This is a genomic window from Sorangium sp. So ce302 (assembly GCF_051530145.1).
Lineage (GTDB): Bacteria > Myxococcota_A > Polyangia > Polyangiales > Polyangiaceae > Sorangium > Sorangium cellulosum_B.
In genome coordinates this window covers 2,364,096-2,386,469 of record NZ_CP150326.1, presented here as the reverse complement: position 1 = coordinate 2,386,469, position 22,374 = coordinate 2,364,096, and the positions used below count along the sequence as shown (strand labels likewise).

The window sequence follows — 22,374 nt, the reverse complement described above, 5'->3', positions numbered from 1 at the left end:
CGAGGCCGCGCGAGCTCCGAGCTTCCCGTCCAGCGGGACAGGGCGCCTCAACCAGGAGTCGGCGCAGGGACGGATTCCCGGACGGCGCGGCGGATCCTGAACCACAACCGCTGAGCGCTCCGCGCTCGCCTTGGGTTCCGCAGGGCATCCCTGATGGCCCTGATGGAGACCGCGGGAGGCGGCGCCTCGCTGCTCAGCGCGGCGTCGAGGTAGCGGCCCAGGAACTCCGTCAAGGCGACGGCGGTGACCGCATTGGAGAAGAGACCGGCGACCGGGACGAGGCCGAGCGTGAAGTTGGCGAAGAGCCTTACGGCCGCTCCACCCCAGATGATCTTGCTCACCTGCAGCCACGGAGCCCTGCGGAGCGGCGCGCCCCGGCGCCGGGTCAGCGACACGGAGAAGGAGTAATGAATGGGAACCACGATCAACTCATCTGCGCCGGGAATGGGCTGAGTGACGAAGCTGATCACTGCAGTGATGGCAGAATACTTGTTGGTCAGCCGGCGGCTCGTCGGTTCCATGGGTCGTATATACGGCGTGGAGCCGGCCGCCGGGAGGCCGAGACAGGCATGTTGACGAGGGCGCGGCCCGCGCAGTCGAGGGCGGATCACGCTCGGCCTGGACGAAGCATGGGAGTCTCCGCGCTCGTCGGTGTCCTGGGGGACCTGGAGATCTTTGCAGGACAGGGAGAGGGAGATCTCCAAAGCACGTTGAAGCGCCCCGCGGATTGGACCCCGGCATGGGAAAGACCATTTCCCGCGGCCCTCGCGAGGCGCCGGCGCTACGGATCGAGCCCTTCCCTGCACGCGACCCGGAGCTCACCGAGCGCGGCGACGAGCGCGCCGCGCTCGCCCTGCCACGCCGGCGACGGGTCCTCGGCGTCACGCCGGCGGATGTGCTCGCGGGCCTCGTCCCAGAGCGGACGCGGCGGCACGAGCGGCGGCACCCGCGCGCGCACCGCGTCCGTCAGGCGCAGCACGCGCTCGACGCGGGACAGCGCCTCGCCGAGCGGCACCTCGCCCGCCTTGCAGCGCCGGAGCAGGCCGCACTCGTAGCTGCTGCACACGGAGAAGCGCATCTCGTAGACGGTGCACTTCCTGTCGAGATGGCAGGGGCACGGCAGGCTGAAGGCGTCGTGGTACCGATTGCAAGCGAGCGGCAGGCGCAGCTTCTCGGCCCGCGGGAGCTCGTGCTCCTCGAGCGGCGCGACGTCGAAGAGCAGCCCCGTGCAGCAGAGGCCGCACGCGGTGCAGAGGTCCGAGCCGTCCGGCCGCGCCTCGGGGGCTTCGTTCGCTGGGGGAGCGCTCACCCGCGTCGATTGGCACGCGCGTGGCCGCGCGTCGAGGCGCGAAGCGGGCGGGCGGCGCGCGCGTGTCTGACGAGCGCGTGTCTGACGCGCGCTCAGTGCGCGGCGTCGTCGAGCACGATCTCGCGCAGGTGGTCGAGCCCGACGGACCCGGAGCCGATCACCCTGGCGTGAAACGCCTTCAGATCGAAGGCCTCGCCGTGGCGGCGCCGCAGCGTGTCGCGCAGCTCCAGGACGACGCGCTCGCCGACCTTGTAGGAGATCGCCTGCCCCGGCCAGCCCAGGTAGCGCGTCGCCTCGCTGTGCGCGTGATCCAGCAGGAGGAAGGCCCGGCGCTGGAGGTACTCGACGGCGATCTCGTAGCGCCAGGGCTCGCCGGCGTGGAGCGGCGCGTCCCGGGGGATCGGCAGCTCCAGGTGCATGCCGATGTCGAGGACGACGCGGTAGGCGCGCGTCAGCTTGCCCGCGAGCATCCCGAGCACGTAATCGGGGCGCTCGAAATAGCCGAGCTCGTACATGAGCTGCTCGGCGTAGAGGGCCCACCCCTCGGCGTGGCCGGAGTTCGTCACCAGGAAGCGGTGGAGTCGGCTCAGCCGGTCATCGAGGTGCACCTGGAGCGCGCACTGCAGGTGATGGCCAGGAAAGCCCTCGTGGTACGCCGTGGTGATCTCCTCGTAGAGCGGGAACGCCTGCTTCGTGCCGGGCGCATACCAGACGGTGCCGGGCCGCTTGAAGCCGTCGCTCGGGGGCACGTAGTAGGCGCCGAGCGCGCCGCCCGGCGGAGCGAGCTTCACCTCGATGTGACGGATGGGCGCCGGGATGTCGAAATGGACGCCGTCGAGATCGGCGAGCGCCTTTCGCTGGCGCTCGGACATGATGCGGAGGAACTCGTCGGCGCCCTGCGCGCAGCGGGCGGGGTCGGTCATGAGCAGATCGATCACCTCGGACAGCGACGCGCCGGGGAGGATCTCGGCGGCGAGGCGCGCCATCTGGGCCTCGATGGCGTGCACCTCGGACCACCCCCAGGCGTACGTCTCGATCGGGTCGATGCTCGCGCCGAGGAAGCGGCGCGAGAGGCGCAGGTAGCGCTCCTCTCCCACGGCGTCCGCGGCGCGCGCGCTCGGCAGGTACGTCTGCTCCAGGTAGCCGGCGAGCGCGCCGAGCGCGGCGCGCGCCCGCTCGACGCCGTCGACGACGCGTGCGCGGCCGGCGCCCGCGCCGCAACCCGACGCCTCGTGAGCGGCCGGCAGCGTGAGGAAGAACGACGCGTCGCCCGCCTGGTAGCGCGCCTGCTCGATCACGGCGAACACCTGGCGACGCGCGACGACCTGGCCCGTCCGGCGCCCCTCCTCGAGCGAAGCGCGGTAGCTGTCGCACGCGCGCGGCAGGCCCTCCAGGCGCGACGCGATGGCCTCCCAGCCGGCGGCGCTGTGGACATCCATGAGGTCGAAGACCATCCGGAGGTGCTGGAACGCCGACTCGATGTTGTTGAGATCGCGCAGGTGCTCGCCGTGACGGAAATCGTCGAGCCGCTCATCCAGGTGTTCCGCCATGACACGGCGTGCGAGGCGACCCCACCGCGCCTCCGCCCCGGAGCGCGGCGGCGGCAGCGAGCGGAGCCGCTCCTGGAAGGACGCGACCGTGGAGGCCCAGGACGCGGCGCCGCTCGGGCTCCAGTCGTTCCAGGCGCCTTCGTCGCAGGGGATGCCCGCGAGGGTGGCATGGGCAGGACAGCGGGCAGCGAAGGCTTGGACGAACTCGTCGCTGAGGGCGAAGATAGGATCACGCGCGTCGTGGTCTTGGCTCACCGCGACAGCATATGCGGCCACGACCGGTTTTTCTCCGGGCGCGCGAGACGATCCGTCGGGTCTTCGTTACGCTTGCTGGAGGGAGGTCGCTCACGCGGCGGCCTCGGGGAGCGACATGAACCACCGCAGCCTGCCAGGCGAGCTCCATGACGACGACCGGCCCTCCTGCGCCGCTCCTCCATCGCGCCCCCGACCCCCGCAGCGGCGCGCCTGGCCGCGCGTCTCGGCGCTCGTCGCCGCGGCGGCGATCGCGGCGCTCGGCTGCACCGCGAGCTCGGCAAGCCAGCCGGCGATCTCTGCGTCACAGCCCGCGGCGATGACGCCAGCGCAGATCGCGGCGCGCGCCATGCCGGCGGTCGTCACGATCCGCGGCGACGGCTCGCTCGGGGCGGGCTTCCTCGTCCGCGAGGACGGCTGGATCGCGACGAATTTCCACGTCGTCGCCGGGATGCCGGACCTCAAGGTGGTCCTCTCCGATCAGAGCGAGCACCCGGTGCTCGAGGTGCTCGCGTTCGACGAGGCTCGAGATCTCGCGATCGTCCGGATCCACGCGCCTCGGAGGCTCCCGCTGCTCTCCCTCGGCAACAGCGGCGCGGTCCGCCCCGGCGATCCGGTCGTCGCGATCGGCCATCCGCTCGGCCTCGCGGACACCGTGTCGAACGGCCTCGTGAGCGCGGTCCGCGTCGTGGATCCGGAGCTGACGCTGCTACAGATCTCCGCGCCGATCGCGCCAGGCTCCTCGGGCGGCCCGCTGTTCAACGAGCACGGCGAGGTGATCGGCGTCGCCGCGGCGGTCTCGACGCAGGGGCAGAACCTCAACTTCGGCGTGCCCGCCGATTACCTCAAGCGGCTGCTCGTGCGCCCCGATCCCGTCCCGCTCTCGACGTTCGCGGCCGAGACGGCCGACGAAGAGCAAGGGCTGCCGGCGGTCAAGCGATCGGTGCCTCACCACGCGCTCGCGATCCTCCGCGGCTGCACCGAGGGTGACCTGCTCGTGCTGGCGCGCACGATGGACGGCGCGATCCAGGTCGGCTCGCCCCTCTACAACCAGGGGGATTTCGCGTCCTGCTATCACGTCTACGCGGGCGCCTCGCTCGACATGGAGCGCCGGCTCGGCCCCGCGTGCAGGGGCCCTAGGAACGCGCTCGTCGAGGGACGGCGCAAGGCGGCTGGTCTCGACGACGAGGCCGCCCAGGCCTGGGCGATGCGCGACGCGTTCGACGGGCTGCTCGAGGTGATCCTGCGCAAGGTCCACGGCGAAGCGCAGTGAGCGGCGCCTCGCCGCGGTAGCGAAGGGGGCCGGGCGCGGCGCGCCGCGGCCCCGGAGCGCTGCTGCTAGTCGAGCTGCGCCGGCGCCGGCCGGCCCGCGTCGTGCGCGACGGCGGCGCGCGCCGCGGCGCCGCGGTGCCCCGCCGCGACGACCCCATCCCCCGCCGGAGCGACGCCGCCCTCCCCCGCCCCGCGCGGCTCGCCCTGGTCGTCGCTGCCCCGCATGAAGGGCAGGATCCGCTTGAGCCACGAGGAGACGTCGTCGAACAGCGAGTAGGCGACCGGGGTCGCGAGCAGCGTCAGGAGGAGCGCCAGCGTCTGCCCGCCGATGATCACGAAGCCGGTCGCGCGGTTCGTGCCCGAGCCCGCGCCGCTCGAGACGACGAGCGGGATCATGCCGGCGACGAACGCGAGCGTGGTCATCAGGATCGGCCGGAGCCTGTCGCGGTTCGCCTCCAGGATGGCCTGCGCCCGCGGCAAGCCGTGCTCGCGCAGCTTGATCGTGTGATCGATCTGGAGGATCGAGTTCTTCTTCACGACGCCGAACAGCACGACGATGCCGAGCAGCGAGAAGATGTTGAGCGACTGCCGGAAGATGATGACCGCGATGAACGCGAACGGCACCGTCAGCGGCAACGACAGGAGGATCGTGATCGGGTGCAGCCACGACTCGAACTGCGCCGCGAGCACGAGGTACATGAAGACCAGCGACAGGAGGAGGGCGACGAGGAAGCTCTTCATCATCTTGATGAGCTCCTTCGACGCGCCGACGGGACCAGCGGAGTAGCCGGACGCGAGGTTCATCTCCGCGACGGCCTTGTCGAGCTCCTGGATGACCGTCTGCTGCGAGTAGCCCGCCTCGAGGTTGGCGGTCAGCATGACCTGCCGCTGCCGGTTGTACCGCTCGATGCGCGACGGGCCCGTCCCCTCGGCGAACGACACCACGTTGTCGAGCGTCACGGCGCCGAGCTTGGTCGACGGCACCGTGATCTTCGCGAGGCCTTCCTTGTCGGAGCGGAAGCTCGACAGCGCGCGCGCGCGCACCTCGTACTGCTCCCCGCCTTCGTTGTAGGTCGACACCTTGTACCCGCCGACCAGGAGCCGCAGGGTGCTGGCCACGTCGCCGACCTGAACGCCGAGATCGGCGGCCTTCTTGCGGTCGATGACCACGCGGATCTCCGGCTTGCCCACGAGCAGCGAGGTGTCCGGATCGACGACGCCCGGGATCGCCTTGAGCTTCTGCAGCAGCGCGTCGGAGTAGTGGCCGATCTTCTGGAGGTCGGGGCCCTGCACCTGATAGGCGATCTGGGTGCTCTGACCGCCGGAGAAGGCGGGCACGACGCCGATGTTCGCACGGAGCTTCTCCGCGTCGAACTGCGGAGTGAGCTCGCGACGAGCGCGATCGATGAGGTCCTGCTGCGACAGCGCGCGCTGATCCGCCGGCTTGAGCTTCACGTAGATGGTGGCGAGGTTCGGCGTCTTCTGCGGATCGTCGCCGATCGTCGTCAGCGTGTACAACACGCCGGGGAGCTTCTCGATGTCCGACGCGATCCGCGTGGCGATGACGCGCGTCCCGTCGAGGCTCACGCCCTCGGGCGCGCGCATGCTGACCTGGAACTGCGACTCGTCCTCGACCGGGAGGAAGTTGAACTTGGCCATGCCCCCCAGCACCGGGATCGAGAACAGCGCCAGGAGCGAAGCGAGCACGATCACCCAGCGGTGCGCCATCGACCAGCGGAGGATCGCCATGTAGCCGCGCTCGATCGGCCCGTAGAAGCGCGACTCCTTGGAGCTACTGGCGTCGTGCTTCTCCGGCTTCTTCAGCCATCGCGCGGACAGCATGGGCGTCAGCGTGAAGCTCACGATCAGCGAGACCAGGATCGAGAACGCCATGGTGAGGCCGAACGAGTTCAGGAAGCGGCCGACGATGCCGCTCATGAACGCGACCGGGAGGAACACGGCGATCAGCGAGAGCGTCGTCGCGAGCACCGCGGGGCCGATCTCCTTCGTGCCCTGGAGCGCCGCCTCCCACGGGCTCGCGCCCTTCTCTTCGATCCAGCGGTAGCAGTTCTCGAGGACGACGATCGCGTCGTCGATCACGATGCCGACCGCAAGCGTCAGCGCGAGGAGCGTGATCCCGTTGAGCGTGAAGCCCGCCACCTTCATCAGGGCGAACGTGGAGATGATGCTCGTCGGGATGGCGATCGCCGAGATGAGCGTGCTGCGGGCGTTCGCGAGGAAGAGCGCGACGATGATCGCGGCGAGCACCGCGCCGAGCACGAGGTGCTCCTTGACCGCATGGACCGAGTTCTTGATGAACTCCGACTGATCGCGGGCGACGGCGATGCTGTACCCCTCGGGGAGGCGCTTCTCCACCTCGCTGATCCGCGCCTTCAGCCCGTCGATGACCTCGACGGTGTTCGTCCCGCTCTGCTTGCGGATGCTGAGGAGCACGGCAGGATCGAGGCCGCGGAAGCCGGCGGACTCCGGCTCCGCCATGCCGTCCTGGACCTCCGCGACGTCGCCGAGCCGGACGGAGTAGCCGTCGCGGTTCGCGAGCACGATGTCCGCCATCTGCTGGACCGACTGCACGCGGCCGCGCGTCCGCAGGGTGAGCGCCCTGCCCCCTTGCTCGATCCGGCCGGCCGGGATCTCGACGTTCTGGCTCGCCAGCGCCTGGGCCACCACGCCGCCGGTCAGGGAGTACTTCTCGAGCTTCTCCGGATCGATCCAGATGTTGATCTGCCGGCTCCGGCCGCCGATGAGCAGCACCTGTCCGACACCGGCGAGCGACTCCAGCTCGCGCCGGAGCGTCTTGTCGGCGAACTCCGTCACCGAGCGGACGTCCGCCTTCGGAGACGAGACGGCGAGCGTGAGGATCGGCGCGGCATCCGGATCGAGCTTGCCGACCACCGGCGGATCGATCCCTTCCGGCAGATCCGCGAGGATGCCTTCGACCTTGTCGCGCACCTCCTGCGCGGCGACGTCGACGTCCTTCTCGAGCTGGAAGGAGATCATGACCTGGCTGAGCCCCTCGACCGAGGCCGAGCGCAGCTCGTCGATGCCGCTGATCGTGTTGACCGCCGACTCGATCTTGTCGGAGAGCTCCGTCTCGACCTCCTCGGGCGCTGCGCCGGGGAGGACGGTCGTCACGACGATGAACGGGAACTCGACCTTGGGAAACCGGTCCACGCCGAGGCCGAAGTAGGAGAACGCCCCGAGCACCGTCAGGAGCAGGACGATCACCGAGGCGAAAACCGGCCTACGGATGCAGATTGCCGCGAGCCATTGCATGGTCGCTACCTTTCTTCAGTAATGGGGCGCGCGGTGCGCTCGGCTCACTGCGCCGCCGCGACCTCGATGCCGTCCGCCAGCTCGCTCACCTTGTCGATCGCGACCTCATCCCCCTCGGCGAGCGGACCGACGACCTCGATGAGGCCATCGATCTTGCGGCCGGGCTTGACGAGCCGCTCCGTCACGCGATCGCCCGACTTCACGAACACGCGCGCGCTCGTCCCGGAGGTGCCGACCGCCGACTCGGGGACGAGGATCGCCGTTCTTGACTCGCCGGTCAGCGCCAGCTGCCCCTGCGCGAAGAGGCCGGGGCGGAGCTTGCCCTCGCTGTTGTCGAACTCGGCCTCCACGGGCAGGGTGCGCGACGACGCCTTCAGGCTCGCGCCGATCCGCTTCACGACGCCCGGGAACAGGCGATCGGGGAAGGAGGCGACCGAGACGCTGACCGGCTTGCCCACCTCGATGTGCGCGATGTCCGCCTCGGGCACGTCGATGCGCAGCCGCAGCGGGTTGTCGCGGACCACGACCGCGACGACGCGGCCCGGGCTGGCGTACTCGCCGACGCTGATCCGCTTCTCGGCGATCGCGCCGTCGAAGGGCGCCCGCACCGTCGTGTCGGACACCGCCTTCGAGGCGAGCCCCGCCTGCGCCTGCGCGGACGTGAGCGCCGCGACGGTCGCGCGGATGCCGTTGACCGCGGCCTCGTACTGCGCGGTCGCGTTCTGGGCCTGCGTGCGCGCCGCGTCCCAGGTCGACTGGGGGACGGCGCCCTGGTCGTAGAGCTGCTTCACGCGCTCGGCCTCGGACTTCGCGAGCTCCATGCTCTGCTTCGCGGCCCGGACCTCCGGCACCTGGTCGGGATCGATGCCCTTCGGCGACGCGCCGTCCTGCAGCGCGAGCTTGGCCCGCGCCTGCGCGACGGCCGCGGACGCGGCCTGTGACTGGAGCGCCACGTTGCGCGCGTCGAGCACGACGAGCGGATCGCCCTTCTTGACCCGTGAGCCCACGTCGACCGCGACGCTCACGACCAAGCCGCCGATCTGCGTCGCCGCCTCGCTCGTCTCGTCGGCGACCAGGGTGCCGCTGACGTCCAGCGTCTGCGCGAGCGGGCGCGCGATCACCTTCCCGAAGTGCACCGCGGGCTTCTGGCGTGGCGCGGCGGTGTCGCGCGCCGGCGACGGCTGCGCGTCCGCCTCGGGGCGGCGACAGCCGGTCAACGTGGGCACCGCGAGCGCGGCGAGCAGCGCCGCGACGACGGCGGCGCGGGAGTGATTCGATGCGGCGCTACGAGCGCCGAGAGCCCATCGAGCGAAACGGCGCTCGGGTCCGCAAGGAGGATGTGTCATGGGGAGTCCGCCCGGTTCTTTGCCAGCGCCTGCCGGTGCGGTCCAGGAGCAAAGCTGGCGGGCAACACACTAGGGTGCTGACCGGCCGGTCATCAAGGGGGTGTTCCGGACAAGGTCTCCGTCCCTCTCGCACTTCATGCCGCCATGACCGCGAAAAACGTGCTGGGAGATGTGCGCCGGGTCGCGCGGCCGGCGGCCGGCGATGAAACGGGCGGGTGAATCGCGGGTCACCCTCCCGAAAAGAGGCGCCGAGGGCACCGCCGCGGGGCGCACACGCCCTCCCACCGAGTCGACCGCCGTGGCGAGGACGGTCGGCGATCATGCGAAGTACTTTCGCACAATATTTTAACACAATTTAATTCTTCTTTACCGGAAAGAGATCTGCCCCTGGAGCGCGGGAGAGCCGGAGGCGAGCGGCGCGGAGGAACGCCAGCTCAGCGCCACGGGTCGAAGGCGCCTCGGAGCACAGGGCCCGAGAGCTCGGCGAGGAAAGGGTCGAGCGCGCAAAGCGCGTCGAGCCACGCCACGTCGGAGGGCGAAGCCGTGGGCTGCTGGGCCAGGTACGCGAGGCGGCGGGCGCGGGTCGCGTGGGCGTGGGCGCGCGCCTCCGCATAGGAAGCCATCTCCCCGGCCGACATCATGAAGGCCCAGTCGCTCGATTGAAGGAGGAGGAGCTCGCGGATCGCCTGGTCCAGCGCGCGGCCGGGCAGGCCGCCCGCGTGGCGGCAACTCGAGAGCGCGCCCAGCACGGCGCGCTCGGCGTGGTGCGCGTGGCGCCACAGGGAGGACGCGCTCGGGCCCGTCCAGAATGCGCCGAAGCCGCCTTCGCCCCACGTCGAGGCGGCAGGCTCCACGACCTCGACGGGCGGATGGCGCTCCAGGTACGCGCCGAGCGCGATCGGAACGGCGCGATCCGAGGCCGCGAGGCGGCGCAGGGCGTGCTCGAGGAACTCGGGCCCTTCGAGCCACCAGTGGCCGAAGAGCTCGGCGTCGTAGGGGGCCACCAGGATGGGCGGGGCGTTCACGCCGCGGATCGACGCGAGCGCGGCCTCGCGGCGGGCCACGAAGTCCGCGGCGTGCGCGCGCGCCTGCGCGGAGGCACGCGCCGGGTCGTACGGCGCCTTGTCGGGGCCGGGCCCGGTCACGCGATGGAGCTTGAGGCCGGTCATGAGCCGGGTGCCGTCGGGACCGACCTCCCCTTCGAGCTCGCGCTCGGGCAGGTCGAGCCCGACGTCGCGGTAGAACTCGCGATAAACCGGGTGACCCGGATAGCCGGCGTCGCGCGACCAGACCTCGCGCGCGCTGTCGCGATCGCGCCCGAAGCACGCGAGGCCGGCAGGCGAGAGCACCGGGACGGACGCGCCGGTGAACGCAGGCGGCGCGGCGAGCGTGAGCGCGTGGGCGTCGAGCACGGTGAAGCGGACGCCCGCCGCCGCGAGATCGGCGTCGAGGCCGGGCGCGTAAGCGCACTCGGGCAGCCAGAGGCCGCGAGGCTCGGGCGCGCCGGTGAAGGCCGCGAAGGCGCGGCGGCCGAGCCGCAGCTGCGCCCGGATCGACGCCGGCGTGGCGAGCAGTCCGGGCAGGTACGCGTGCGTCGCGGCCGTGGTGAGGAGCTCGACGCGGCCCGCCCCGGCGTGGCGCACCAGGGCGCCCGGGACATCGCCGCCGAGCGCCTCCCACGAGCTCGCCGCGTCCGCGAGCCGCGCGCGGTAGAGCGCGGCGGCCCCGGCGAAGCCGCTCCCGGCGAAGCGGGCTTCGACCCGGGCCGCCAGCGCGGTGAGCCGGCGGAGGTGGTCCTCGAACCGGCGAAGGAGCAGCTCGTCGCGCAGCATCGCGAGGAGCGACGGCGAGACGGAGAGGGTCAGCGGGGCGACGACGCGGTCGGCGGCGAGGCGATCGAGGACCCCGAGCAGGGGGAGATAACACTCCCAGAGCGCCTCGAAGAACCAGCGCTCCTCCAGGGAGCGGACGTGCTCGGGGTGACGCACGTACGGCAGGTGAGCGTGAAGGACGAGGGCGACGTAGCCCGGCATGGAACGCTGGAGGCGGGAAACCGCCGGTGGGCTGTCGTCTCGCACGGTCGCGCCCGCGCGGGAAGCGCGCGGCGAACGCGCCGGTCATGGGCGGCGGCGCGCAAGGCGCGGGCCGACGGGCTCCGCCTGGAGGCGCTTGCGCGCCGAGCGCTGGCGATCACATCGCCAGGGGACCGTTCATCCCGGCATGGTGCGGAGATCCCTTATCAATTCCATTCTAGAAATGTTCCGGACGTGGCAGCCTTCCAGTCGAGTTACACGCATCAACCCTTCTTGAGCTCCGCCCCGAGGTCCGCTCCGAGGCGCTCGGCTTCGTGCGTGTTTCCGGGCCACGACAGGCGCCTTTCCGCCCTTCGCAACCGGGAGCCGTCGGGCTCGGCGAGGAGCGCCCGAAGCCACAGCGCGTCGCCGTCCCGCACCGCATAGGCGGCCACCGGCGTCCGGCAACTGCCTTCCACCGCGGCCATCACGGCTCGCTCGGCAGAGACGCAGATCGTGGTCTCGGCGTCCGCGAGCGTCGCCAGGACGCCGCGCACGCTGTCGTCCGCCGTGCGGCACTCGATGCCGAGCGCGCCCTGTCCGATCGCGGGCAACGACACCTCGGGCGACAGCACCTCCGTGGCGCGGCCTTCGAGGCCGAGCCGCTTCAGGCCGGCGAGCGCCAGCACCACGGCGTCGAACACGCCGTCGAACACCTTGCGGAGCCGGGTGTCGACGTTGCCACGGACCGGCTCGATCACGAGATCCGGGCGCGCCTCGCGCAGCGCGACCGCCCGGCGGAGGCTCGAGGTCCCGACCCGGGCGCCCGCCGGCAGCTCCGCGAGCAAAGCGCCGCTCCGGGTGACGAGCGCGTCGCGAGGGTCCTCCCGCGCGGGGATGCAGGCGAGGCACAGCGCCGGGGCGATCTCGGCGGGGACGTCCTTGATCGAGTGGACCGCGAAGTCAGCGCGCCGGTCCAGGAGCGCCTCTTCGAGCTCCTTGATGAACAGCCCTTTGCCGCCGATGTCCTGGAGCGAGCGATCCTGCGTCTTGTCGCCCGAGGTCACCACCTCGAGCTCGCGCAGGGAGAGATCGGGCACCGCCGCTTCGAGGGAACGAGCGAAGGCGCGGGACTGGGCGAGGGCGAGCGCCGAGCGGCGCGTGGCGAGGGTGAGCTCCGTGGGCATCACGCTCCCTTTAACCCAGCTGCGCTCACGGCCGCGGCTGGATTCGCGACGGCCATGACGCCCGCCTCGGCGGGGCGCCCGCCGGGCTGCCGCGCGTAAACGCCGTTGTCCTCTGCAGCCTGGTGGCGCGGATCGGCGTGCCGGGGCGAGGCACCGCATCGAGCGCCGGAGGCGGGAGGCGCTCCCCCGCGGGCGGAGCGAGGCGTGGGAGGCCCGTCCACCGCGCCGCGCAGCTCCCCCTCGGCGAGCGCCGAGGCGGCGGCGTTCTCGGACGGCGCGCCGTCGATGTCGAACAGCTCCTGGAGCGAGTCGACGTGCTCGGCGACGCGGGGATCGCCGGCCATCGCGCGGAGTCGGGTGGTGGGCACGTGGAGCAGCTTGTTCGTGGCGGCGTCGATCATCATCGCGAGGGCCTGGCGCTCGGCCACGCCGAGGTGCCGGAGCTTGCCAGAGAGGCTGCGCTCGACCTCGGCCGCGAGGATGGATCGCGTGCGGGCTCGCAAGCCGACGATCGTGGGCGTCAGGGCGCGCTCGAGCGTCCACGCCTCGAAGGCCTGCGCCTCGTCCGCGACGATCGCCTCGGCCCGCGCCGCCTCGGCGGCGCGCCCCTCGACGGACTGCGCCACGATCTGCGAGAGGTCGTCGACATCGTAGAGATACACGCTGTCGAGCTTGTTGACGGCGGGGTCGATGTCACGCGGGACCGCGATGTCGATGAGAAACAGGCTCCTGCCCTTCCTGGCCTTGCGGGCTCGGCGGACGAGGTCGGGCGTGACCACGTAATTGGGGCTCGAGGTCGACGAGATCACGATGTCGGCGTCGATGACGGAGCGCTCGAGGTCGGCCCAGGGGCGAGGCTCGCCGCCGACCTCGCGGGCGAGCGCGGCGGCGCGGTCCGGGCTCCGGTTGACCACGATGAGGCGGGTGCCGGCGCGGACGAGGAGCTTCGAGGCGGCCTCGGCCATGTCGCCGGCGCCGATGAGCAGCGCCGTGTGACCGGCGAGATCGGCGAAGATCTGGCGGGCGAGATCGATGGCGACGCTGGAGACCGAGACTTGCCCGGCGCCTATCGCCGTCTCCGTGCGCACGCGCTTGCCGACCTTGATGGCGCGGTGAGCCGCGCGGCCGAGCCGGGCGCCGAGGGTCTTCGCCCCGCGGGCCACCTCGATGGCCTCCTTCATCTGTCCGAGGATCTGCGGCTCGCCGACGACCATCGAGTCGAGCGACGCGGCGACGCGGAAGAGGTGGAGGACGGCATCGCTCCCGACGCGGCCTGCGAGGTGGCCCCGGACGGCGTCTCCGCCGAGGCCGACGAGGGTCGCGACGGCGGCGCGCAGCGCCTCGTTGTCGCGCGAGAGCTCCTCGTCGGACGGCGGTGGAGCGCTCCCGGGGCGGGACGGCGCGGGCGCCTGCTGCCGGGGTGAAGCGTAGATCTCGACGCGGTTGCAGGTGGAGAGGACGAGCGCCTCTCCGATGGCAGGGTGGGCCGTGAGGCGCGCGAGCACCTCGGGCAGCCGATCCCGCCCGATCGCGAGCCGCTCGCGCACCTCGATGGGCGCGGTCTTGTGGGAGAGCCCGACGAAGATCACCTGCGCTAGCCTCCGAGCCCCGCGGCGGGACGGACGAGATAGATGATGAGCACCGCCCCGGCGCAGGCGAGCCCCGCGATGGTGCCGTACGCCGCGCGGCGGCCGCGCCAGCCAGCGGCGGCGCGCAAGAGCAGCACGAGCGCGATGAGCAGCCATGTGGCGTAGCCGAAGATGGCGCGCATCACCTCCTCGGCGTTGCCCATCTCGAGCTGGTGCGCCCAGTACGTCCCCGTGACGATGCCGAGCGTCAGCAAGGGGAAGCCGGCGCTCAGGAAGCGATGGATGGCGCGGTCGAGCGTGTCGAGCGCCGGGAGGTTGCCCATGCGCTCGAGATGCCGCTTCCGCTTGAGCCGCTTCTCCTGGACGAGGTAGAGCGCCGCGGAGGCGCCGGCGAGCAGAAAGAGGGCGATCCCGAGCAGGTTCGCCATGACATGCGCCGCGATGAACAGCGGGCTGAGCTTCGGCTCGGGGTGCGGCTTTCCGAGGAAGAACGTGCCGAGCAGGAAAGCGAGCCCGAGCGGCCCGATGAGGAGCCCGAGCGCGTCGATGCGAAAGCGATGGCGGGCGACGAGGTAAACGGCGATCGCGAGGAGGGACGCGACCGAGAGCATGAAATGAACGGAGTGCACCGGGCAGACCCGCGCGACGAAGCTGGCGAGCGTGACGTAGGTCGCGTGCCCGAGGGCGCCCAGGCCGAGCAGCAAGGGCGCGTGCCGCGAGGCGGACGCGGCGACCGCGGCGCTCGGCCGAGCGCCGGGGTCGTGGACGCGCGCCCCCGCGCCGAAGAGGCCCGCGAGGTCGCCCGTGGAGGGGAGCCGGGCGCGGCTGCGGGCGACGTCGAGGAAGAAGAGCGCGCTGGCAGCGCTGTAGAACAGCAGGGCGAGCGCGAAGCTGATCCCGGAGATGACCTCGGGCATGGCCCCGTTATAGCCTGCCTCACCGGGGATGGCCCGCCGGCCGCAGAGGCGGGAGCGTACTCTCGTAGGCCGAGGCCTGACAGCGCGGATGCGCCGGGAGAGGCGGGCGCGAGAGACCGTATCGGCAGCGCCTCGCCACCGCGGGTGTGGCGCGCCGGCGGGGGCGCCAAGGCAACCGGGCGCGGCGCCCAAGCAACCGGGCGCGGCGCCGCTACATCTTGCTGGTGAGGAACGCGGCCAGGAGCTCTTCGTCGCTCGTCGGGCTGCTGCTGGTCGCGGTCCCCGCCGGGGCGACCTTGCGGTGCTCGGCGAACGTGCCCACCGGGGCGCCGATGAACCCCGGGATCACGTCGTAGGCGTTGTCGCCGATGATCATGGACCCCTCGAGGATCTCCGCCCCGAGCTCCCGCAGGAACGCCCGCGTCTTGACCCTGCCGAGGACCTCGTGGATGTCCGCCGAGCCCGTCACCTCGCGGAGCACGCGGATCGCCTCGATGATCTTGTAGCGGCGGCCCTCGGTCTTGATCAGAAGCTCGTCGTTGTTCAGATCGACGCGGTCGCTCGCGATCCAGTCGTCGAGCGCGGCCTGCGGAAAGAACACGCGGTTCTTCATCGCACGCAGTCTACTCAAAAATGAGCCGGAGCGGTTGGATCGCGATGCCGGCCACCAGGGGTGAGCCCGAGCCGACGCGCCTCAGGCAGCAGGTGTCTCAGGCCGCAGGCGCTTCAGGCCGCAGGTGCCTCAGGCCGCAGGCGCCTCAGGCCGCAGGTGCCTCAGCCGCAGGCGCTTCAGGCCGCAGGCGCTTCAGGCCGCAGGGGGTAGCGTGGGCGGAGGCACCGAGTCCCGACGCAGGCCGCGGAGCCGCGCAGGCAGGTGCCAGAGCGACTCGAAGATCCCGAGCAGCACGTAGAAGCCGAGCAACCACACGAGCACGAACGCGGGCTGCAGCTGCGTCGAGATCACCGCGCTCGACCCGACAGCGAACGCCACGAAGAGCACCGTCCGGACGTTGAGCCGGAGATCCTTGAAAGAGCGGAACCGGATGGTCGAGACCATCAGCAGCGACAGGATCGTCGTGGTGGCGAGGATCGCCGACGCGTAGCGCTCGCCGCCGATCTCGCCGGCGGCCGCGTGGTTCGCGACCACGATCGAGACGAGGATGCCCGCCGCGCCCGGGATCGGGAGGCCGACGATGTACTTCGAAGGCTTCGTGGGCTTGCCCGCCTCACCCATGGAGAGGACGTTGAAGCGCGCCAGCCGGACCGCGCCGCAGGCCGTGAAGATGAACGACACGAGCAGCCCCGCGAGATCGAAGCGGTGCAGCGTCCACTGATACACGAGCATCGACGGCGCCACGCCGAACGAGACGATATCGGCCAGCGAGTCGATCTGCAGGCCGAAGGCGCTCTGGGTCTTCGTCATCCGCGCGACACGCCCGTCGAGGGTGTCGAAGAACATCGCGAAGACGATCAGCAGCGCGGCGCGGTAGAAATCATCTTCCGAGTGCGCGGTCGCGGAGCGCCGGATCGAATCGAAGCCACAGAAGATCGATGAGAGCGTGATCAGGTTCGGAAGCAGGAACAGCGTCTTCCTGAGCTCGAACCGCCGTCGCTTCCGGATCATGCCGCCTCCCGTTTAGGCAGGCCAGGCTATCGCCGCAGGGACCGCGAACGCAAGCGCCGAAGCGCACACGCGAGTCGCTAGAAGGTTACCGCGAGCCAGGATCCGGGATCGTTTCATCTCACCGTCAGCTTCGTTTCATTCGTCGTTTTTGTTTTCCGCCGTCGCTCAACGCGCGGGCTGCGCCATGCCCGGCTCACTCCATACCGCCTCCGGGACCTCCGCGCCGGGATCGAAGCGGCACACCATCGGGCGGAGCTCGACGGCCGGGCCGCTCGATCCGCCCACAGCGACCGCCGAGCCCGCCGCGGCCCGGAACAACCACGCCTGGGCGAGATCGCCGGGGATGATCGCAGAGCGGGGCGCCCGTCCGATCGCTCGTGCTTCCCAGCCCGCAACACACGGCGCGGCAGGCGTACCGTGGAGCACCGTGGTGGAGGTCAGGAGCACCGTGACCTCGGGCGGACTGGAGGGACCAGCGGCGTCCACGACGAGCACCGGGTGGCGTGTGCCCGAGAACAAGGCCGTGCTGCCGAGGAAGAGCGGCGCCTCCTGGCGCGCGGTCGCCGCGCGTTCGGCGGCAGAGCAGGGGCGCGGCGCGTCTCCGAGGTCGAACGGCGTCGGCAGCGGCTGAGCGGGGCCGAGCGTGCCATCCGCGCGGAACGGCTGGAAGATCGACCACGCCGCCGCGTGCCCGGGATGGGCGACCAGCGTCGCCACGCCGATCGACCGTCCTGCGTAGGTCCAGTCGGTGTGCACGATCCGATCGCGGTCCGCCGGCGGAGCGACCGAGACGGCATCGATCACCCACGCGGCGCCCGGGCCCGGCGCGGCGGACGCGCCGGCAGGAGGCGCCGGGCGGTGGGCGAGCAGCATCCCGATCATCGGGCCGTTCGACGCCTGCCGGACCATCCCCACGCCGACGGGCTGGCCGTCCGCCAGGACCGCATCGGCGCGCACGTCGAGGCTGCCGTGAAGGCCCGACGCGGGCCAGGACGGGAAGTCGAAGCGCTGGAGCTTCCCCGGCGGCTCGTAGAAGAACGTGAGCGCCGACTGAGCGCTGTCGGAGTGCGGCCTGATGAAGAGCCCGCGCAGCGAGACCGACAGGAGCGCGGGATCGAAGAAGTCGTCGGGGGGCGGCGCGCGGCGCGAGGCCGCGCCTCCCGGGCCGGCCTGCGGTCGGGCGCCCGCGCGCGGCTTTCGCGCGGCGTCGGGGACGACCTTCACGTCGCCGAGCTCGAACGGGCCGGCGTCGGGGATCGTGCCGCGGCCCGAGGTGCCATCCATCCAGTTCTCCCAGGCGACCTCGACGTTGCGCATCGGGGCCCCCGGCGCCGCCGCGCCGCCTGGGATCCGCAGGCGCGCCACGGCGTAGCCCTCCATCTGGGAGGTGACGTTGGTCGCGACCCGCGCTCGCCCGAGCCCCGCCGGCACCGCGGGCAGCAGCGATCGCGTGACGACCCGCGCCTCCCCGGCGCCGGACTCGGGGAGCATCGCGGAGACGACGTCGACGGCGCCGCTCGGGGCGCGCGTGAGCAACGACCACACCGACCGGCCGCGCAAGAGCTCGTCGCCGTCGGGCAGGCCGAGGCCGCTCGAGTCGACATGGTCGACGCGCGTCCACTTCGAGGACGGCAGCGTCTCGCAGACGATGGGCGTGCGCGCGGAAGGCTGCGCGCGCGGGGCCGGCTCCGGCGCGCGCGGCAGCGCGCCGTCGGCCTGGCCGCCCCAGCCGACGCGGGTCGCCACGTCGCCGAAGAGGCAGCCGCTGGCGCCGCATGTGATGGCGAGCTGGGCCTCGGAGACCTCGCGCGAGAGCGCCGGCATCTCCGGGAGCTCCGCCCAGCTCACGCCGCCGTCGAGCGACTCCCAGAGCGCCGCGACGTCATCGCCGCTGTCTCGCGCGCGCGACGCGAGCGCGAGCACGCGCCGCCCGAAGCCGGCGAACGCCGCGCTCTCCGCCGGCGGGGTCGTCGCCGTGAGCACCCGGCCGTCCTCGTCGGCGGTCAGGTACGTGAGCGAGCCGCGCTCCGAGAGCAGCAGGCCGACGGCGCCGTCCTCCGCCGGGCGCAGCGCGCTCTCCTCGACGACGTCGAACCCCTCCGGCGAGGGACCGTCGCCCGGCCCGCCCTCCTCGTCCTCGTCCTCGGCGCCGTCAGCCTGCGGGGCGGGCAGCGCGGCGGTCGCGTCGAGCGGCCGCGGCGCGAAGGTCTCGCCCCCGTCGTGCGAGACGAACAGCGCGAGGCGCTCGTCCTTGCCGCGGAAGCCGAGGAAATACGCGGAGCGCCCGTCCGCCGAGAACGCGGGCAGCACGGCGGGCGCGCCGAGCGTGGGGGCCGCCGCGAGGGCGACCGCGGCGCGATCCTCGTCGTGGGCGCCGTCGTGGGACAGGAGGAGCGGCGCGGTCGGCTTGCAGCTGTCCGCGCCGTCGCTCGGCTTGCAGACGCCGGTCAGGAGCGCCGCGCCATCGGGCGCCACCGCGACGCCGACCTGGTCGATGTCCGGCGTCTCCAGCGTGGCGGCCGGCGACCACGCGCCGCCGCCATCGTCGCTGCGGAGCACCCGCGCCACGACGCGATCGCCGTCCGGCTCGGCGCACACCGCGACGACGCGCCGGCCGTTCGCGCCGAGCTTGATGCTCCCGCAGTCGCCCGTGCCCGGCATGGCCGCCTCCTTGAGCGGCCCCTCGATGGGGCCGCTCGCGAAGAGCCACGGCGCGCCGGCGTCTTCCGGGCGGACCGCCTCGACATAGCGATCGCCGCTCATCGCCGCCCGCCCGATCGAGACGGCGGAGGCGGACGGGGCGCGCGGGGTCGTCACGTCGAGCTCGACGTCGGCCCGCGGGAGCGTCGCCGCGCTGCGGGAGAACGCGGGCGTGCGCCGTGGATCCCAGGTCGCCGACGCGAGGAGCCCCTCGGCGAGGAGCTCGCCCCCGAGGGCGCCGACCCGCGAGAGGCCCATCGTCGGGAGCGGCGCGCGCGACCAGGTGCCCCCGCCGTCCTCGCTGGCGAACAGCGCCTCCGGCAACGCGAGCACGAGCGCGCGGCCGCCGTCGGCCATGGCGACGCCAAAGGCGCGCGGCGGGGCCCCGCCCTGCCCCGCGGCGCCGTCGAGCAGCACCGGCTTCCATCCGAGCTCCTCGCGCCACCGGAGCACCCCGCCGCCCCGGGTCACCCCGATCAGCGAGCCGCCGGCGCCCGCGACCTGCAGGAGCGGCTCGGGCGGAGAGAGCGCCCGCGTGAGCTGGCCGAGCGGCGAGGAGGCCTCGTAGATGGCGCCGCTCGCGCCGACGAACATCCAGGAGGCCGGCGAGCGCCGCACGATCGCGGTGAGCTCCTCCGGCGCAGGCGAGGCGCTCGTCCTGCCCTGGCCGGCGCAGCGCGCGGCCTGCGCGGCGGGCCCGGCGGCGCTCGGCGGCGGCGTGGACGTCCGTGGATCGGGCGTCACCGTCCATCGCTGCCCTCCCTGGGCGACGACGACGCAGCCGGCGCCGGCGAACGGCGCCCACGCGACCGCGGCGTCGGGCGCCGCCGGATGGTAGCTCCAGCGCGCGGGCGAGGTGTAGGCCGCGCCCGCGGCGTCCATCGACGGGAGGGTGGCCTCGGCAGGGCGGGACGGCTGCGCCGGGGCGCCCGAGCAGCCCGCGAGCGCGCACGCCGACGCGAGCGCGAGCGGCGCGCGGGTCCGCGACGGCGGCGCGGTCATTCGACCCAGCGGGCGACGAACAGGTTGGTCTCGCCGGGCTTCGCGCCGTGCCGGTTCGAGGCGAAGACGACGTGCTCGCCGGTCGGAGAGAACATGGGGAAGCTGTCGAAGCCCTCGTAGAAGGTCACGCGCTCGACGGGCGGCACGCCGTCCGCCGTCGGGGGCGCGTCGGAGTCGACAAGGTAGAGGTCGAAGTTGGGCATGCCCCGGGCGCCCTGGGGGGTGCTGAAATCGGAGGCAAAGAGGATCCGCCGCGAGTCCGGGAGGAAGTAGGGCGCGAAGTTGGCGCGGCCGTTCCTCGTCACCGGGCGCGGGTTCTGCCCGTCGGCGCCCGCGACGAAGATCTCGAGCGCGCTGGGGCGCACGAGCCCCTTGGCGAGCAACGCGCGGTAGTCGTCGAGCGCCGGTCCGGTGGGGCGGCTCGCCCGCCAGACCAGCTTGGTCGCGTCGGGGGAGAAGAAGGCGCCGCCGTCGTAGCCGGGCGTGCTCGTGATGCGCTTGACGTCCGAGCCGTCGAGCTTCGCGGTGTAGAGGTCGATGTCCCCGTCGCGCGTGCTCGTGAACACGAGGCGCGAGCCGTCGAACGCGACGGTCGCCTCGGCGTCGTAACCCTTGCCCTGGATGAGGGGGCGGAGATCCGAGCCGTCGGCGCTCGCGGTGTAGATGTCGAACTCGTCGAGCGGCCAGACGTACCCCTGCGAGTGGTCGGGCTTCGGGGGGCACGCCTCGCCGGCGGCGTGCGTGGAGGCGAAGAGGACGCGCGCCTGGGCAGAGGCCGCGGGCGCGGGGAAGAGGAAGTAGCCGCAGGTGGTCTTGCCCTGGCCGTTCGAGACCCGGCGGACCTCGCCGCTCTCCAGATCCAGGATGTACTGCTGGTCGCACTTGTTCTCGTCGCGGGTCGACTGGAACACGAGCTTCCTGCCGTCGGGCGACCAGTAGGCCTCGGCGTTCTCGCCGCCGAAGGTGAGCTGCCGGAGCTCGGCGAAGTGCTTCTCGCGCGGATCGGCGGCGACGCTCTTGCCGGCGCGGATGCGGAAGGGAAGCCACTCGGGCTTCGCCGTGGTCGTCGCCTCCGGGATCTGGCCGAGCGGCTCCTTCGGTCGGGGTTCCGAGGAGGCGCAGGCGGCGAGCAGCAGGCAGGCGAGCGGGGCGGGCAGCCTTCGTTTCATGGCGGCGCGACCATAGTACGAAAGCGGCGAGCCGTCGCGGGGAGGCGTCCGCAGCGGGTCAGCCCGAGGCGAGGCGCGCGGCGAACCGGGCGGCGGCGCAGGTGAGGGGCCGACTCGGCTGCTGCTGCCGGAAAATCACGCGCTGGCGAACGCAGCTGAGAGGAGCCCGTGGCCGTCGCGCTTGCCACCGACGAGGCGCACGCGACGGAAACCCGGACCCGCTACTCCCGGAAGACGGTCACCGTCGTCGGCGTCGTATGGCCACCGCCAACGCAGTTCGGGAAGCTGCCGTCCGACGTCGGAGCGCCGCAGATGGCGTCGCAGTCGCCGAGGACGTCGACGATGCAGCCCTGCGTGTCGACGCCCGTCCCGCCGCACACGCGGCTGATGAGCGTCGAGCCGGGCGACTTGCACGCGAACCGGCGCTGCTCCGGCGCGAAGAGGTCGCCGAAATAGGCCGCCTCCCGCCGAGGGAAGGCATCCCGCTCCGCTTGATCCGAGTCAAGGGCCTTGTGCTTGCCACGCATCGAGATGGGCACGCTTTGCCCGACATCGTTGATTCTGGCCAGCATGCAGGCCGAGACCCAGCCTTGGCAGTGAGCGTTGCACTTCCCATGAGCTCGGCCCCACTCGACGGCAAGACCGATGCTCCCCCCGAAGGTATAGGTCTCGCCGTCCAGGGAGACCTGCACGGATTGCCCCTCCGGGAGCGCGCAGCTCGCCACGTACGTCAAGAACTCGCGAGCCAGAGGATCGCGCAGCGCCCTCATGACATCGCTGCTGCTCGCGACTGCGTCGCTCGTCAGCGCGTTGCCCGTGAGCGCTTCCGTGGCAAGCGTGTCTGTCGCGAACGCACTCTCCACGAGCGCTTCCTTCGTGAACGCATTCCGCGTCACCATCTCTTGCTCCGCCGTGCCGCCGGCTGCCTCCAGGGGGTCAGCCTCGCCGATACAGGCCGGGAGAACGCACGATAGACCCAGCAACGAGATTGCGAATTTGAAACGGTATTGCATAGCCCCCTCCTCACAAATGAAACACGCATCAGGAATTTCCTCAACGAATTTTCCGGAGGAACCCTAAAATTCCGCGCCTGCGGTGACGTCGTGAGAACGGCGAGGAAACGGTCGTTCAGGCGCGCTCGTGGGCAGCAC

At 72.0% G+C, this 22,374-nt stretch carries 15 protein-coding genes; 1 reads left to right on the top strand and 14 read right to left on the bottom strand.

What is annotated here, in order from left to right:
• Nucleotides 1-47: 47 nt before the first annotated feature.
• The 3 genes from WME73_RS09235 to WME73_RS09225 all read right to left on the bottom strand — a co-directional run bounded on the left by WME73_RS09235 (nt 48) and on the right by WME73_RS09225 (nt 3,114).
• On the bottom strand, nt 48-521 hold the full coding sequence (locus WME73_RS09235) for a hypothetical protein (RefSeq protein WP_437915456.1): 474 nt from the start codon (nt 519-521) through the stop codon (nt 48-50).
• Nucleotides 522-781: 260 nt separating this feature from the next.
• Nucleotides 782-1,309: a hypothetical protein gene (locus tag WME73_RS09230; RefSeq protein WP_437745108.1), complete on the bottom strand. Its 528-nt coding sequence runs from the start codon at nt 1,307-1,309 to the stop codon at nt 782-784.
• Between the two features lie 92 nt (nt 1,310-1,401).
• Entirely contained in the window at nt 1,402-3,114 is a 1,713-nt protein-coding gene (locus WME73_RS09225) for a DUF885 domain-containing protein (RefSeq protein ID WP_437915455.1), read from the bottom strand.
• A 115-nt stretch (nt 3,115-3,229) separates the two neighbouring features.
• Between WME73_RS09225 and WME73_RS09220 the strand changes: the two genes are divergently transcribed.
• Complete coding sequence (locus WME73_RS09220) at nt 3,230-4,384, top strand: S1C family serine protease (protein WP_437745106.1); 1,155 nt, start codon at nt 3,230-3,232, stop codon at nt 4,382-4,384.
• Between the two features lie 65 nt (nt 4,385-4,449).
• Here the strand turns inward: WME73_RS09220 and WME73_RS09215 are convergent, their stop codons facing one another.
• The 11 genes from WME73_RS09215 to WME73_RS09165 form a co-directional block, all read right to left on the bottom strand.
• The gene (locus WME73_RS09215; protein ID WP_437745105.1) at nt 4,450-7,677 is read right to left on the bottom strand and encodes an efflux RND transporter permease subunit; all 3,228 of its coding nucleotides are present in this window, start codon (nt 7,675-7,677) and stop codon (nt 4,450-4,452) included.
• A 44-nt stretch (nt 7,678-7,721) separates the two neighbouring features.
• A complete protein-coding gene (locus WME73_RS09210) occupies nt 7,722-9,023 on the bottom strand; it encodes an efflux RND transporter periplasmic adaptor subunit (protein ID WP_437745104.1) in 1,302 nt (433 codons plus the stop codon).
• A 434-nt stretch (nt 9,024-9,457) separates the two neighbouring features.
• Nucleotides 9,458-11,056, bottom strand: a complete 1,599-nt coding sequence (locus WME73_RS09205) for a glycoside hydrolase family 57 protein (RefSeq protein WP_437915454.1) — start codon at nt 11,054-11,056, stop codon at nt 9,458-9,460.
• 263 nt (nt 11,057-11,319) lie between these two features.
• A complete protein-coding gene (hemC, locus tag WME73_RS09200) occupies nt 11,320-12,225 on the bottom strand; it encodes a hydroxymethylbilane synthase (protein WP_437745102.1) in 906 nt (301 codons plus the stop codon).
• Nucleotides 12,222-13,811, bottom strand: coding sequence for a glutamyl-tRNA reductase (hemA, locus tag WME73_RS09195; protein WP_437915453.1), 1,590 nt, complete (start codon nt 13,809-13,811; stop codon nt 12,222-12,224). Before hemA ends, hemC begins: the two co-directional genes overlap by 4 nt.
• Nucleotides 13,812-13,816: 5 nt before the next feature.
• Complete coding sequence (locus WME73_RS09190) at nt 13,817-14,728, bottom strand: cytochrome C assembly family protein (protein ID WP_437745100.1); 912 nt, start codon at nt 14,726-14,728, stop codon at nt 13,817-13,819.
• Between the two features lie 211 nt (nt 14,729-14,939).
• A complete protein-coding gene (locus WME73_RS09185) occupies nt 14,940-15,341 on the bottom strand; it encodes a hypothetical protein (RefSeq protein ID WP_437745099.1) in 402 nt (133 codons plus the stop codon).
• Nucleotides 15,342-15,533: 192 nt separating this feature from the next.
• Nucleotides 15,534-16,352: a CDP-diacylglycerol--serine O-phosphatidyltransferase gene (gene pssA, locus WME73_RS09180; RefSeq protein ID WP_437869916.1), complete on the bottom strand. Its 819-nt coding sequence runs from the start codon at nt 16,350-16,352 to the stop codon at nt 15,534-15,536.
• Between the two features lie 165 nt (nt 16,353-16,517).
• The gene (locus WME73_RS09175) at nt 16,518-20,054 is read right to left on the bottom strand and encodes a hypothetical protein (RefSeq protein WP_437745097.1); all 3,537 of its coding nucleotides are present in this window, start codon (nt 20,052-20,054) and stop codon (nt 16,518-16,520) included.
• Complete coding sequence (locus tag WME73_RS09170) at nt 20,051-21,223, bottom strand: TolB family protein (protein WP_437745096.1); 1,173 nt, start codon at nt 21,221-21,223, stop codon at nt 20,051-20,053. The genes WME73_RS09175 and WME73_RS09170 overlap by 4 nt, the downstream gene beginning before the upstream one ends.
• A 221-nt stretch (nt 21,224-21,444) precedes the next feature.
• Nucleotides 21,445-22,122 (bottom strand): hypothetical protein, encoded by a 678-nt coding sequence (locus WME73_RS09165; protein WP_437745095.1) that lies wholly within the window; start codon nt 22,120-22,122, stop codon nt 21,445-21,447.
• Between the last annotated feature and the right edge of the window lie 252 nt (nt 22,123-22,374).

What these genes read in the sequence shown, in the direction of transcription:
- WME73_RS09215 (WP_437745105.1), bottom strand. Translation starts at nt 7,677, where the DNA reads ATGCAATGGCTCGCGGCAATCTGCATCCGTAGGCCGGTTTTCGCCTCG.
- WME73_RS09165 (WP_437745095.1), bottom strand. Translation starts at nt 22,122, where the DNA reads ATGGTGACGCGGAATGCGTTCACGAAGGAAGCGCTCGTGGAGAGTGCG.
- WME73_RS09205 (WP_437915454.1), bottom strand. Translation starts at nt 11,056, where the DNA reads ATGCCGGGCTACGTCGCCCTCGTCCTTCACGCTCACCTGCCGTACGTG.
- WME73_RS09220 (WP_437745106.1), top strand. Translation starts at nt 3,230, where the DNA reads ATGAACCACCGCAGCCTGCCAGGCGAGCTCCATGACGACGACCGGCCC.
- WME73_RS09170 (WP_437745096.1), bottom strand. Translation starts at nt 21,223, where the DNA reads ATGAAACGAAGGCTGCCCGCCCCGCTCGCCTGCCTGCTGCTCGCCGCC.
- WME73_RS09235 (WP_437915456.1), bottom strand. Translation starts at nt 521, where the DNA reads ATGGAACCGACGAGCCGCCGGCTGACCAACAAGTATTCTGCCATCACT.
- WME73_RS09190 (WP_437745100.1), bottom strand. Translation starts at nt 14,728, where the DNA reads ATGCCCGAGGTCATCTCCGGGATCAGCTTCGCGCTCGCCCTGCTGTTC.
- WME73_RS09175 (WP_437745097.1), bottom strand. Translation starts at nt 20,054, where the DNA reads ATGACCGCGCCGCCGTCGCGGACCCGCGCGCCGCTCGCGCTCGCGTCG.
- pssA (WP_437869916.1), bottom strand. Translation starts at nt 16,352, where the DNA reads ATGATCCGGAAGCGACGGCGGTTCGAGCTCAGGAAGACGCTGTTCCTG.
- WME73_RS09210 (WP_437745104.1), bottom strand. Translation starts at nt 9,023, where the DNA reads ATGACACATCCTCCTTGCGGACCCGAGCGCCGTTTCGCTCGATGGGCT.
- WME73_RS09185 (WP_437745099.1), bottom strand. Translation starts at nt 15,341, where the DNA reads ATGAAGAACCGCGTGTTCTTTCCGCAGGCCGCGCTCGACGACTGGATC.